Annotated in this window: 11 protein-coding genes and 2 pseudogenes; 7 read left to right on the top strand and 6 right to left on the bottom strand. The window is 73.7% G+C overall.

Annotation, left to right across the window (positions count from 1 at the left end; all coding sequences use genetic code 11):
* Positions 1-105: 105 nt before the first annotated feature.
* Both ACFWMZ_RS22495 and ACFWMZ_RS22500 read left to right on the top strand, forming a co-directional pair.
* Positions 106-459 (top strand): PRC-barrel domain-containing protein, encoded by a 354-nt coding sequence (locus ACFWMZ_RS22495; protein WP_383203706.1) that lies wholly within the window; start codon positions 106-108, stop codon positions 457-459.
* A 163-nt stretch (positions 460-622) separates the two neighbouring features.
* On the top strand, positions 623-988 hold the full coding sequence (locus tag ACFWMZ_RS22500) for a PH domain-containing protein (RefSeq protein WP_383172112.1): 366 nt from the start codon (positions 623-625) through the stop codon (positions 986-988).
* Positions 989-1,016: 28 nt separating this feature from the next.
* Here ACFWMZ_RS22500 and ACFWMZ_RS22505 read toward each other — a convergent pair whose 3' ends face one another.
* Together ACFWMZ_RS22505 and ACFWMZ_RS22510 are read right to left on the bottom strand one after the other, a co-directional pair.
* Complete coding sequence (locus ACFWMZ_RS22505) at positions 1,017-2,303, bottom strand: aromatic acid exporter family protein (RefSeq protein ID WP_383203709.1); 1,287 nt, start codon at positions 2,301-2,303, stop codon at positions 1,017-1,019.
* A gap of 305 nt (positions 2,304-2,608) precedes the next feature.
* Complete coding sequence (locus ACFWMZ_RS22510) at positions 2,609-3,292, bottom strand: MSMEG_1061 family FMN-dependent PPOX-type flavoprotein (protein ID WP_383203712.1); 684 nt, start codon at positions 3,290-3,292, stop codon at positions 2,609-2,611.
* A gap of 311 nt (positions 3,293-3,603) precedes the next feature.
* Here ACFWMZ_RS22510 and ACFWMZ_RS22515 point away from each other — a divergent pair, with 311 nt between their 5' ends.
* From ACFWMZ_RS22515 to ACFWMZ_RS22530, 4 genes are all read left to right on the top strand, one after another.
* Positions 3,604-4,824 carry a FecCD family ABC transporter permease gene (locus tag ACFWMZ_RS22515; protein ID WP_383172106.1) on the top strand — a complete coding sequence of 407 codons (1,221 nt, stop codon included), beginning with the start codon at positions 3,604-3,606 and terminating at the stop codon, positions 4,822-4,824.
* A complete protein-coding gene (locus ACFWMZ_RS22520) occupies positions 4,821-5,939 on the top strand; it encodes a FecCD family ABC transporter permease (RefSeq protein ID WP_383203714.1) in 1,119 nt (372 codons plus the stop codon). Before ACFWMZ_RS22515 ends, ACFWMZ_RS22520 begins: the two co-directional genes overlap by 4 nt.
* 66 nt (positions 5,940-6,005) lie before the next feature.
* Positions 6,006-6,803, top strand: coding sequence for an ABC transporter ATP-binding protein (locus tag ACFWMZ_RS22525; RefSeq protein ID WP_383172102.1), 798 nt, complete (start codon positions 6,006-6,008; stop codon positions 6,801-6,803).
* A gap of 321 nt (positions 6,804-7,124) precedes the next feature.
* The gene (locus ACFWMZ_RS22530; protein WP_383172100.1) at positions 7,125-8,144 is read left to right on the top strand and encodes an iron-siderophore ABC transporter substrate-binding protein; all 1,020 of its coding nucleotides are present in this window, start codon (positions 7,125-7,127) and stop codon (positions 8,142-8,144) included.
* A gap of 521 nt (positions 8,145-8,665) precedes the next feature.
* On the opposite strand, the pseudogene ACFWMZ_RS22535 reads toward ACFWMZ_RS22530, so the two are convergent.
* From ACFWMZ_RS22535 to ACFWMZ_RS22550, 4 genes and pseudogenes are all read right to left on the bottom strand, one after another.
* Positions 8,666-8,958: pseudogene (locus tag ACFWMZ_RS22535) on the bottom strand (short-chain fatty acyl-CoA regulator family protein); the annotation flags it as partial.
* 364 nt (positions 8,959-9,322) lie between these two features.
* Positions 9,323-10,339: a transporter gene (locus ACFWMZ_RS22540; RefSeq protein WP_383203716.1), complete on the bottom strand. Its 1,017-nt coding sequence runs from the start codon at positions 10,337-10,339 to the stop codon at positions 9,323-9,325.
* Entirely contained in the window at positions 10,336-11,304 is a 969-nt protein-coding gene (locus ACFWMZ_RS22545) for an ABC transporter ATP-binding protein (protein ID WP_383172094.1), read from the bottom strand. The genes ACFWMZ_RS22540 and ACFWMZ_RS22545 overlap by 4 nt, the downstream gene beginning before the upstream one ends.
* 73 nt (positions 11,305-11,377) lie before the next feature.
* Positions 11,378-11,797, bottom strand: coding sequence for a GntR family transcriptional regulator (locus ACFWMZ_RS22550; protein WP_383203719.1), 420 nt, complete (start codon positions 11,795-11,797; stop codon positions 11,378-11,380).
* Between the two features lie 290 nt (positions 11,798-12,087).
* Here ACFWMZ_RS22550 and ACFWMZ_RS22555 point away from each other — a divergent pair.
* Positions 12,088-12,183, top strand: a pseudogene (locus tag ACFWMZ_RS22555) (TetR family transcriptional regulator); the annotation flags it as partial.
* Positions 12,184-12,186: the final 3 nt, after the last annotated feature.

Consider the following 12,186-nt stretch of genomic DNA (forward strand, 5'->3'; position numbering starts at 1 on the left):
CCTCAGGACAGCGGCGAGAGCAGATCGGCGGCTGCGAGGGAAAACCGTCAGGAATTCCTGATACGCGCCGCCGGAGCCGTCAATTCGCCAACCGAGGAGTGACCCATGAGTGACGGAATCTGGGGCTACCAGCCGACCGCCGGCCACACCGCCGGGACCGACCTGACCGGCTACAAGGTCGAGGCCACCGACGGTGCCGTCGGCAAGGTCGACAAGCACTCGGACGAGGCCGGCTCCGCCTACCTGGTGGTCGACACCGGGGTGTGGATCTTCGGCAAGCACGTCCTGCTCCCCGCGGGCACCGTGCGCACCGTGGACACCGACGGACAGAGGATCCACGTCGAGCTCACCAAGGAGCAGATCAAGAACTCCCCGGAGTTCGACAAGGACCGCCACGTCGGCGACGCCGCCTACCACGACAAGCTGGGCGGCTACTACGGCGGCCACCGCCCGCTGTGAGCGGCCCCGCCCGCGGAAGTGGGGGGCGTACCGGATTTCCCTCCGGTGCGCCCCCTCTTTCCGTGGGCTTCCGCGGAGGGGGCGGGCGGGTGATAATTCGCGTGGCCCGCTCGTCAGGGGCCGGAGAATGACGGTACGAGAGCGGGAAAAACAGGGGGGCGTCATGGCATTGTTCGGAAACGCGCACACGGTCGACCCGGGGTCGGCGCAGCAGGAGTACGCGCGACTCCTCGGCCAGGGCGAGCAGGTGCACGCGGCGTACCTGCTGATCCGCGACACCATTCTCTTCACCGACCGGCGGCTGATCCTCGTCGACAAGCAGGGGATCACCGGCAAGAAGGTCGAGTACCACTCCGTCCCGTACCGGAGCATCACCCACTTCGCGGTGGAGACGGCCGGGACGTTCGACCTGGACGCGGAGTTGAAGATCTGGCTCTCGGGGGCGACGGCGCCGATCCAGAAGACGTTCACCAAGGGCGTCGACATCTACGAGGTCCAGGCGATCCTCACGCAGTTCGTGACGCGGTAGCGCGCGGGCGAGGCGGGCGGGGCGGTGGTCAGCCGCTGGCCCGCCCGTCGTCGTATCCGCCCTCCCCCGCGCTGTCGGCGCTGTGGCTGAGGACCTCGGCGGTGTAGCGGCACTCCTCGGAGAGGCGGGTCGCCTCCACGACGAGGACGCCGTACGGGTCGGTCGGGTCGGTGAGGGAGAGGCCGCGTTCATCGGTGCTCCGGGTCACGTCGCGGCGGCGTTCCTCGACCGTTACCGAGGCGTCGCGCAGCCGCCCCGCCTGGTCGCGGAGGTGGTCCTCGTCGAGGGTGGCGAGGATCTCGGTGAAGTCCACGACGGCGGCGAGGAAGGTGGAGTAGTCGCGGAGGAAGGGGGCGTAGTCGGGGTCCCGGTCGTCCTCGGTCTCGCTGGCGGAGTCACCGCCGGACCCCGTGGCCCCTTCCGAGTCCTGGGAGGAGTCGGTGGCGTGCTGATGGCGCTGGTCGAGGCTGCGGGTGACGGCGGCGACCTGCGAGATCATCCGGACCAGCGCCTCCATGGTCTGGTCGTACGCCTGGAAGGTGAGGTGGCGGCGGCGCTTGCGGGCCCAGGGACGCGGGTTGAGGCGCAGGCTCTCCCGGGCGGTGCGCAGCCCCTCGCGGGACTGGGCGATCAGGGTGCCGGTGTGGCCCGCGCGGTCCCGCCAGCCGGCGGCGGTGTCCTCGTCGGGGGCGCCGTCGCCCAGCGCGGGCGTCATGGAGCCGAGCAGGTCGTGGATCTCCTGGGCCAGGGCGCGGATGCCGTACTCGGCGCTGCGGTACCGCAGCGGCGGGGCGACCAGCACGTTGGCGGCGACGCCGACGGCCGAGCCGATGAGGACCAGCAGCACGATCTGGCCGAGCTCCTTCACCTGGTCGGGGTTGCTGCTGGCGCTGGTGTACGTGGCGAAGGCGAAGAAGGCGGCGGTGGCGACCTGGGAGCCCTGCGCGCCCAGCACCCGCCAGCGGCTGATGACCAGGGCGACCAGCGCGACCAAGGCGAAGGTGACCAGGTCGGGCCCGGCGGAGAGCCCGAGGACGGCCTGTACGACGACGCCCGCCGCCACCGCGCCGACGTACCGCAGGGACTGGATCACCGACTGGTAGACGGTGATCTGCACCATCAGGACGGCCGAGAAGGGGGCGAACGCGGGGGAGGTCGCGTTCATCAGCTCGTAGGAGATGTACCAGGAGACGGTGGCGGCCAGGGCGGACTTCAGAACGAAGAGGAGGGAGCGGTGGGCGCTGCTCTCGGGGCGCCGCAGTTGGCGGCCCCACTCGGCCACCTGCTCCCACTTCTCCCGTGTAGCCGTACTCATGGCGTCCTCCCGGCGGTCTGCTGGCGGGCGCGCCCCACCGCCTGCGGGCTGCCGGGCGCGCCGCCGGGGGCGCGGGTCGGCCGCTCACCGGCGGGCGCGTGCCGCGCGCCTGCCCTGCGCCTCCTCCGGTATGCGGCACGGGTGGAGCCGGGGTGCCGCCCGGCTGCGGCCCTCGCTCGGACCCTGGCACTCCGCGGCCGGTTCCGCCCGCCGGGTGCGCCCGCGGGGTGACCCGGAGCCGGCCCCGTACGCCCTCCGCCTTCTTGGACGCGCTGGTACGCGGTGCCGTGCGGGACGGCCGGTCGTTACGCGGTGCCGTCCTCCCCGCCCGCGTTCTCCCAGGTCCCGGGGGTCCAGACGCCGGAGCGGCGCAGGGAGGCGGGGCAGTGGCGGTAGATCTCGTCGATCTCGACCACCAGGGCCAGCTTGGGGCGCTGGTTCTTCTCCACGAGCGCGTCGAAGAAGGGGGCGTCGGTGAGGATGCGGGCGCGGCCGTTGATCCGCAGGACCTCCATGACGCCGGGGATGAGGTAGAGCAGGCCGACGTGCGGGTTGGTGAGGATGTTCCGGAAGCTGTCGCCGCGCCGGTTGCCAGGCCGGTCGGGCAGGGCGATCGTGCCGGGGTCCAGGACGTGGGTGAAGCCGGGGGTGCCACCGCGCGGCGAGACGTCGCAGTTGCCCTCGGCGTCGGCGGTGGCCAGCGAGCAGAAGGGGGCGCGGGCCAGCAGGTCCAGGTCCTCGTCGGCCAGCCGGTCGTGGACCTTGTCGATGACGATGGGGTGCGGGACGCCGAGCAGGGCGTCCAGCTCCTCGACGCCGGTCAGCTCGGTGTACCCGGTGGGCAGCGGGCTCGCGACGGGCGCGGGCGGGGCCGCGGAGGCCGCCGCCGGCTCGGTCAGGCCCAGGCCGCGGGCGTCGGGGACGCGGGTGAGGCGGGCCAGGGAGTGGTGGAGGCCGGTGGCGGGAGCCTCGGGCACGGGGTTCGGCAAGGCGGTCTCCAGGGGGCGTGACCCGGGTGGGACAGGGCGGTCGGTGGAGCGGGGTGGCCGGAAAGGTGCTGTTAGGCTTACCTTACTTTGGGTTGATGGCAGGTTTGTGGGCAGGGTTGGCCGCTTCTGACCGGACGCTTCCGTAGGCGGGGGCGACTGGCGTGAGCCGGTCTCCGGCCCGGACCGGAGCCGCGTGCTCCGGTCGCCGTCCCCTCCGGTGATCCGGCCCGGCGCCCCGGGAGATCCCGGGGCCACGAGCAAGGGTGAGAGAGAGTGCATGACCGCGTGACCGGCGCCCCGGCGGCCGGATCGTGACCGGCCCCGCCGCCCGCGAGGGCCGCCCCGCCGACAGCTCCGGCACGCCCCCGTCCCGTACGTCCGGCACGGACGCCTCGCACCGGGCCGGGAACGCGCGCACGGCGGCCCCCGTCGCCGCGCCCGGTGCGGCCCGGCGCGGGTCGGCCGTCCTCGACCTCACCAAGCCCGGCGCCCCCGGCACCGCCACCCCCGAGCCCCCCAGGCGCTCCGTCCGCAGCAGGCCCGCCCTCGCCGCCGGGCTGGTCCTCGCCCTCGTGGCGCTCGGGCTGACGCTTCTCGCGAGCCTCGCCGTCGGCAGCGGGGAGGTGCCCTTCGCCGACGTGACGGGCGCCTTCCTCGACCCGGACCCGGCGAACAAGGCCCAGCTCATCGTCGGCGAGGTCCGCGTCCCGCGCACCCTCGCCGGACTGCTCGCCGGGGTCGCGCTGGGACTCGCGGGAACGGTCATGCAGGGCGTCACCCGCAACCCGCTCGCCGACCCCAGCCTCCTCGGCATCAACGCCGGTGCCTCGCTCAGCGTCGTCTTCGCCATCAGCGTGCTGGGCCTCGGCGCCTCACAGCAGTACCTCTGGTTCGGCTTCCTCGGCGCGCTGATCGCCGCGCTCGTCGTCTACGGTGTCGGCTCGCTCGGCCGCGAGGGCGCGACCCCGGTCAAGCTGGCACTCGCCGGAGCGGCGACCACCGCGGTCCTCAGTTCGCTGACCACCACCGTCCTGCTGACCGACCGGCAGAGCTACGACCAGTTCCGGTTCTGGCAGATCGGCGCCCTGAACACCCGCACCGTCGAGGTGCTGGCCGAGGCCGCGCCGTTCATCGTCGTCGGCGGCCTCCTCGCCCTCACCCTCGGCCCGCAGCTCAACGCCCTCTCCCTCGGCGACGACCTGGCCCGCGGCTTCGGCCAGCGGGTCGGCCTGGTGCGCGGCGTCTCGGCCGTCGCCGTGGTGCTGCTCTGCGGAGCGGCGACCGTGGTGGCCGGACCGATCGGCTTCGTCGGCCTCGCGGTCCCGCACATCGCGCGGCTGGTGACCGGGCCCGACTACCGCTGGGTGCTCCCGTACAGCATGGTGCTGGCGCCGGTGCTGCTGCTCTGGGCCGACATCGTGGGCCGGGTCGTGGCCCAGCCCGGAGAGGTGCAGGTCGGCGTGGTCACAGCGGCGCTGGGCTGCGTCCCGTTCATCTGGCTGGTACGGCGGCGGAAGCTGGTGGAGCTGTGAGCGACAGGGGCACGTCTTCGCGGAAGACGGCAGGGGCTCCGGCGGCGGCCGGTTCCCCGCTGCGGATCTCCGAGGCCGCGCTCGCCGACGCCGCCCGGACGGTCGCCGGGGTGCGGCGGCGCGGCGGGCGCCGGGCGCTGGCGGTCGGGCTCGGGCTGGCGGTGGCCGCCTTCGCGGTCTTCGCGGTGACGCTCAGCGTCGGCGACATGCTGATCCCGGTCGGCGACGTCCTCGCCACACTGTTCGGCGGCGGCGACGCCGGCTCGCAGTTCGTCGTGCTGGAGCTGCGGCTGCCGCGCGCCCTGCTGGCGGTCCTGGTCGGTGCCGGGTTCGGCATGGCGGGCGCGGTCTTCCAGACGGTGCTCCGCAACCCGCTGGCCAGCCCCGACGTCATCGGCATCAGCTCCGGCGCCTCCGCGGCCGCCGTCCTCGCCTCCATGGTCTTCGCCGCCTCCGGCCTCGTCCTCTCGGCGAGCGCGCTCATCGGCGCGCTGGTCGCCGGCGTCGCCATCTACGTACTGGCCTGGCGCAAGGGAGTGGTCGGGGCGCGGCTCGTCCTGATCGGCCTCGGTGTCGGCTTCGGCCTGAACAGCCTGGTCTGGTACCTGATGTCCCGCTCCGAGGTCTCCACCGCGCAGAACGCCCTGCTCTGGCTCACCGGCAGCCTCAACGGCCGCTCCTGGAACCAGGTCTGGCCGCAGCTCATCGCCCTGGCCGTGCTACTGCCGCTGACCTTCACGGCCGCCCGTACGCTCCGCGCCCTCCAGCTCGGCGACGACGCGGCCTCCGGGCTCGGCGCCCGGGCGGAACGCAGCCGTCTCGCGCTGCTGGCCTGCGGCGTCGGGCTGGCCGGAGTGTCGACGGCGGCGGCCGGACCGGTCGCCTTCGTCGCGTTCGTCGCCGCGCCGGTCGCCCGGATGCTGCTGCCGGGCCGGGGCGCGGTGCTGCCGCACGCGGCGCTCGCCGGGGCGCTGCTGGTCCTGCTGGCCGACTTCGCGGCCCAGCACGCGCTGCCCGGGACGCAACTCCCCGTCGGCATCGTGACGAGCGTGGTCGGCGCCCCGTACCTGCTGTGGCTGCTGGCCCGCGCCAACCGGGTCGGGCGCGGTGGGTGAGCGGGCCCGCCGCGGGCGGGCACGGGTGCGGAACGGCTGGGGTTCAGGCAGAGAGGAGTGCGTCCGATGAGTGCGGAGCACACGTTGGAGGCGCGGGACGTCCGGATCGGCTACGACGGCCGGGAGATCGTGCCCGGGCTGAGCGTGGAGATCCCGCCGGGGCGGTTCACGGTGATCGTGGGGCCCAACGCCTGCGGCAAGTCGACGCTGCTGCGGGCGATGGCGCGGTTGCTCGCGCCCACCTCGGGGGCGGTGCTGCTGGACGGGCGGCCCGTCCAGCAGACGCCTACACGCGAGGTGGCGTCCGTGCTCGGGATCCTGCCGCAGAGCCCGGTGGCCCCCGAGGGGATCACCGTGGCCGACCTGGTGGCCCGCGGGCGCTATCCGCACCAGGGGTGGTTCCGGCGGTGGACCGCCGAGGACGACGCGGCGGTCGGGGCCGCCCTGCTCTCCACGGACGTCCTGGAGCTGGCCGAGCGGCCCGTGGACGAGCTGTCCGGGGGGCAGCGGCAGCGCGTCTGGATCGCGATGGCGCTGGCCCAGCGCACCGACATCCTGCTGCTCGACGAGCCGACCACCTTCCTGGACATCGCCCACCAGATGGACGTCCTCGACCTGCTCACAGACCTCAACCGGGAACGGGGGGTGACGCTCGTCGCCGTCCTGCACGAGCTGAACATGGCGTGCCGGTACGCGGATCACCTCATCGCCATGAAGCGCGGGCAGGTTGTCGCCGAGGGGGCGCCCTCCGAGATCGTCACCGAGGGACTCGTCACCGAGGTCTTCGGGATGCGCTGCTCAGTCGTCCCCGATCCTGCATCGGGGACTCCCTTGGTCGTCCCTCTCGGCCGCCACCACGTCTAGCGGCCGGGCCGCCCCTTTTTGTGGCCTCAAGCGCCGGCCGGGCTGGGATTTGGCTGCGCCGCGACTTGGCCGTGCCGGTTCAAGATGGCCTCAAGCGCCGGCCGGGCTGTTCTTTGGCGTCCTGTCCGCCCCGACCGGCACGGTCGAGGCGCGGCGCAGCCACCCCACAGCCCGGCCGGCGCTTGAGGCCATCTTGGGCGGGCGCGGCCAAGTCGCGCGCACTCGGACAGCCCAGCCGGCGCTTGAGGCCCCCCGGAGGTGTGGGCAATCTGACGCCACCGCAGGTGCACCGCAGGTTTAGGTCAGGCTAACCTAAGCCGCATGAACGAATCCGCTTCCCCCGCCGCGCAGCGCCCCCACCGCACCAGGGCCCTGCTCGCCGGCGCAGCCGCAGCCGCACTCCTCCTCGGCCTCACCGCCTGCGGCGCGGGCGAAAGCGGCAAGGCCGCCGAAAAGCCCGCCGCAGGCGCCGCCTTCCCCGCCAAGGTCGACACCAAGTTCGGTGAGGTCACCATCGACGAGGCGCCGAAGCGGATCGTGGCGCTCGGCTGGGGCGACGCCGAGGCCGCGCTGGCGCTCGGCGCGCAGCCGGTCGGGGCCAGCGACTGGCTGCCCTTCGGCGGCGAGGGCGTCGGCCCCTGGGCCAAGGGCATGTACGACAAGAAGCCCGAGCTGATCGGAACCCTGGAGCCGGAGTTCGAGAAGATCGCGGCGCTCGAGCCCGACCTGATCCTCGACACCAAGTCCAGCGGCGACCAGAACCGCTACGACACCCTCAGCAAGATCGCCCCGACGGTCGGCGTCCCCGAGGGCGGGGACATGTACATGACCTCGTGGGAGGACCAGACCAAGCTGGTCGCGGCCGCCCTGGGCAAGGAGGACGAGGGCGACAAGCTGATCGCCGACACCGAGAAGAAGTTCGCCGCCGCCGCCAAGGCGCACCCGGAGTTCAAGGGCAAGACCATCACGGTCGGCTCGCGGACCTCCGAGGGCTTCGGCGCGTACGTCGGCGGCACCGGCCGCGTCGACTTCGTCAAGCGCCTCGGCTTCGTCAACAACCCGAAGATTGAGAAGCTGGCCGGGGACTCGTTCTCGGTCTCCGTCTCCAAGGAGAAGCTCGACCTGCTCGACGCCGACCTGACCGTCATGGCCCCGATCGGCATCTCCGCCAAGGAGATCAGCGGCGACCCGCTGTACAAGGCGGTGCCCTCGGTGAAGGACGGCCGGTCCATCGTCTTCGACGACCAGGACATCAGCCAGGCGTTCGCCACCGACTCGGTCCTGAGCGTCGGTTACGCCCTCGACAAGGTCGTCCCGCTCTTCGCGGAGAAGCTCAAGTAGCGAGCGGCGCGCCCGCCCGGACAGCGGTACGCCCCCCGGTCCCGGCACAGGGCCGGGCCGGGGGGCGTACCGCTGTCCGGGCGGGCGCGCCGCCCGGGGCGGGGGCGGGGCAGATGGCTGTGCGCGAGGTGTATTGCATGCGGGTGGAGCGGGGGTCTGCCTCGTCGGGACGGTGGTGAGGGCGGTGGGGCAGTGGTGAAGTCCTGGGGCACGGGGTCCGGGAGCGCGGAGTCGGCGTACCAGGAGCGGGACGCCCTGTCTGGCAGCCGTGGAGCGGGCCGCGGCCGAACTGGCCGGCCACCGGCGGCGTGCTCTGGTGGCGGACGTGGCGGTGCGGATCGACCGGGGCTCGACGGGCGTCCCGGCGGGGGAGCTCCCGGCGGCAGCCGCGGGTGCGGCCCGCCGTGCCGCTGGGGCTGATCGCCGCCTCGTACGCGCTGGCGCTCGTCCCAGCCGGCGCTGGTCCTGGGCGGCTGCGCGTGGTTGCGGCGGGCCCGGCGGCGCTGAAGTGACCCGGCGCCTCAGCCCCGGTCGGCCTTGACCGGGTACGGGACGAAGGTGCCGGTGTTCTCGTCGACCGCGAGGGCGCGGCCCAGCGGTGGTACGGCGCGCTGCGGGCAGTCGAGGCGTTCGCAGACACGGCAGCCCATGCCGATGGGGGTGTCGGCGGCGGCGTCGGTGAGGTCGAGGCCGTCGGGCCGTCGCCGCGCCGGGCGACCGCGCGGGCCGTCCACAGGTGGCGGCTGCCGTGGGGCATCGAGACGGTCTGCACGTGGACCCGGCCGGGCGCGGTGAACGCCTCGTAGAGGTTCCAGCGGCGAGGCCGCCGGCCGAGTGACCGGCACCCGCGACCCGGCCACGTCCCACCACGGGGCCCGTGACATCTTCGTACGCGGAGCACTCGGCCCGAACTCCCCGAGTCCTTCACCGCAGAAGCGCCGGCCGGGCATCTTGACCGGCCCGGTGGCGCGACACTGGTCTTGCGGCCCCCTCGGGCGGGCCGCCGCGACGTCCGGGGCTGAGGGGCCCCGGGCAGGTGCCGAGGGCTGAGGGGCCCTTGGCTGCTGTGGAAAACCCGCCGGGCGCGGGGGACGGCTCGGGATGGCCGTGCCCCGCGCCCGTCGGCACGTCGGACGCGGCGTACGTACCAAGAGCGGTCCCGTACGCCGGAGGGTCGGTCAGAAGGACCGGCGCCGCATCCACACCCACACCAGGGTCACCGCCAGCGCGGCCAGGCCCAGGCAGACGGCGCCCTCGGCGAGCTGGAGGTCGCGCATCTGGGCGAGCGGGTGGCGGAGCGAGTACTCGTAGAGCGCGCCGTGGTCGGCCATGCAGGCGTCGAAGTCGTCGGTCTGGTAGCAGGGGGCGGCGTCGAAGATCGTGCGGTCGGCCAGCGCGGGCTGGACCGGCTCCACCATCCAGTCCTCCTCGCGGACCGGCGGAACCGTACTGCCGAAGGAGGTGATGGGCCGCACCAGGTACGGGCGGACCAGCGACACCAGCGCCGTCACCACGCCCATCCCGGCCAGCGTGACGACCATCGCGGGCAGCGTCCGCCGGGTCAGGGCGCCCGCCGCCGCGCCGAGGGCCACGCCGAGCGCGGCGTACCCGACGACGGCCGGGCCGGTGGAGATGATCGCCGTGGCGGAGTACCAGTACAGTCCGAGCGTCGCTTGCCCGGCGCCCTCCAGCGCCCACGAGCCGAACCACGCGGCGACGCCCGTGCCGGCCATCAGCGCGCCCATCGGCAGCGCCAGCTTGTGCAGCAGCCAGCCCTCCCGGGTGACCGCCTGCGCCCACACCAACCGGTGTGTGTCCGACTCCAGTTCGCGGGCGATGAGCGGCGCGCCGATGAAGAGGCCGCCGAGGAAGGGCAGCGTGAGGATGGCGGCGAGCACCATCCGCAGCGGCATCGCGTAGATGGCCCGGTAGTCCTCGATGCTCGCCTGGCGGGACGAGCACCGCTCCGGGCCGCCCATCAGCGGGCAGTCGGCGATGCCGTGCGCCGCCTGGTAGGCGACGGCGCCGTTGCGCAGGAGGACGGCGGCGACCACGATCGCGGTGAGCAGCGCGAGGCCGGTCCACAGGGCGGCCCGGTGCTGGCGCCACACCAGCCACGTCATGCCGCGCAGCAGCCGGCGGGGCTCCCGCACCTCCGCGGCGGCGGACTCCTTCTCCAGGGTGGCTGTGCTCATGCGGCGTGGTCCTTCGCGGCGAGGTGCGTCGAGGCGGGCAGGGTCGCGGACGGGGTGAGGAGCGCGGGGGCGTCCGGCGACCGGAGGTAGGCGAGGAGCAACTGCTCCATCGAGGGCTCGGTGACCGTCCAGGTGGGGCCGGCGGCGAGTTGGGCCTCGCGGCGCACCATCGCGGTGAACTGCCGTCCGCTGGTGGTCGATTCGATGACCGTGTGGCCGTCCAGCGGGCCGCGCGCGCCGTCGGCGGGCAGCGCGCCGGTGACCAGGCTGTGCGCCCAGGCCAGTTCCTCCGCCTCCCCGGCCAGCCGCACCCGGCCGCCCGCCAGGACGAGCAGGTAGTCGCAGACGCCCTCCAGTTCGGCGAGGGTGTGGGTGGACATGACGACGGTCGTCCCCGACTCGGCCGCCTCCGACATCAGCAGGCTGGTCATCTCGTGGCGTACCAGCGGATCGAGGTCGGCCATCGGCTCGTCGAGCAGGAGCATCCGGGGACGCTTGCCGAAGCAGAGGGCGAGCGCGAGGCGGGTGCGCTGGCCGCCGGAGAGGCTGCCGGCCCTGGCGTCGAACGGGATGTTCCCGCCGCGCACGATGGCCTCGGCGCGGCGCTGGTCCCAGTGGGAGCCGTTGAGTTCGCGGCCCATCCGCAGGGTGTCCGCGACGGTGAGGCGGGGGTAGAGCGGCTTGGACTGCGCGAGGTAGCCGACCTGCTGCCGGGCCTGGCCGCCGCGCGGGTCGCCGCCGAAGACCCGCAGCGATCCGGCCGAGGGGCCGCTGACCCCGGTGGCCATCGACATCAGGGTGCTCTTGCCCGCGCCGTTGGGGCCGACCAGGCCGCAGATCCGCCCGGCGGGCAGGCGGAAGGTGCACTCCTTCAGAGCCCAGCCGCGCCGGTAGCGCTTGCCGAGCCCGGCCGCCTCGACGGCGACCAGTCCGGCGTCGGCCGGGTCGAACTGTTCTGTGTACACGTGGGTGCTCTCTCGTCGGTGGGGGAGGCGGACGGTCGGCCGGGGCGTGGTGGCCGCCGGCGGACCGGCGTACTCAGTGCTGCTTCGGCCCGGTCCGTGTCGCGGAACCCGCCGCCGTGTAGACCTCGGCCCGGCAGGCGTCGAAGAGCGCGGTCACGTCCTCCGCGTCGAGCCCCGCCTCCTCGGCCTTCCGCAGCCACGCGGTCAGCTCCGCGCGCAGCGGCGCGTCCGAGGTGGCGTCCGGGGTGCCGAGCCCGCGCCGCACGAAGGTGCCACGCCCCGGCTGGAGTTCGACCAGCCCCTCGCGCTCAAGCTCCCGGTAGGCCTTGAGCACGGTGTGCGGGTTGATCGCCGCCGTCTGGACGACCTCCTTGGCCGTCGGCAGCTTGTCCCCGGGGACGAGCACCCCCAGCCGCAGAGCCTGCTTCGTCTGCAAGACGATCTGCATGTACGTGGCGACCCCGCTGCGCCGCTCGATCTGGAACGTGATCACGCCTGTGCGTCCTCCGTCATGGTCACCATCATTGTGTATATGGAATAGCACAATGATGGTGACGGTGGGGCGGGGCTTTGTCAATCGGGGCGTGTGGCCGGGGCGCGGGGTCGGCGCGAGCCGTCGCCGCGGGTCGCCGGCGGCCCGCGGTTTATCCCGGCATCGGGCGAGTGTCGGCCCTCGGGGTCAGGTGAGGGCGGCGACCAGCAGGGCGAAGGCGGCGACGATGGTGGCGACGCGGGCGTGGTGGAAGCGGTTCCAACGGGCGGTTCGTCTGCCGCTTTCAGTCGGCCGGGGGCGGCGTCCAGCCCGGGCTGTTCACCGAGGTGTTCTGGGCGACCCTGACCCGGGCGGGACGGCTGCCGCCGGAGGACGCGGCTCGGCGGGGC

The sequence above is a fragment of the Streptomyces sp. NPDC058373 genome (assembly GCF_042723275.1).
In the GTDB taxonomy this organism is placed as follows: domain Bacteria; phylum Actinomycetota; class Actinomycetes; order Streptomycetales; family Streptomycetaceae; genus Streptomyces.

What these genes read in the sequence shown, in the direction of transcription:
- ACFWMZ_RS22495 (WP_383203706.1), top strand. Translation starts at nt 106, where the DNA reads ATGAGTGACGGAATCTGGGGCTACCAGCCGACCGCCGGCCACACCGCC.
- ACFWMZ_RS22500 (WP_383172112.1), top strand. Translation starts at nt 623, where the DNA reads ATGGCATTGTTCGGAAACGCGCACACGGTCGACCCGGGGTCGGCGCAG.
- ACFWMZ_RS22505 (WP_383203709.1), bottom strand. Translation starts at nt 2,303, where the DNA reads ATGAGTACGGCTACACGGGAGAAGTGGGAGCAGGTGGCCGAGTGGGGC.
- ACFWMZ_RS22525 (WP_383172102.1), top strand. Translation starts at nt 6,006, where the DNA reads ATGAGTGCGGAGCACACGTTGGAGGCGCGGGACGTCCGGATCGGCTAC.
- ACFWMZ_RS22530 (WP_383172100.1), top strand. Translation starts at nt 7,125, where the DNA reads ATGAACGAATCCGCTTCCCCCGCCGCGCAGCGCCCCCACCGCACCAGG.
- ACFWMZ_RS22540 (WP_383203716.1), bottom strand. Translation starts at nt 10,339, where the DNA reads ATGAGCACAGCCACCCTGGAGAAGGAGTCCGCCGCCGCGGAGGTGCGG.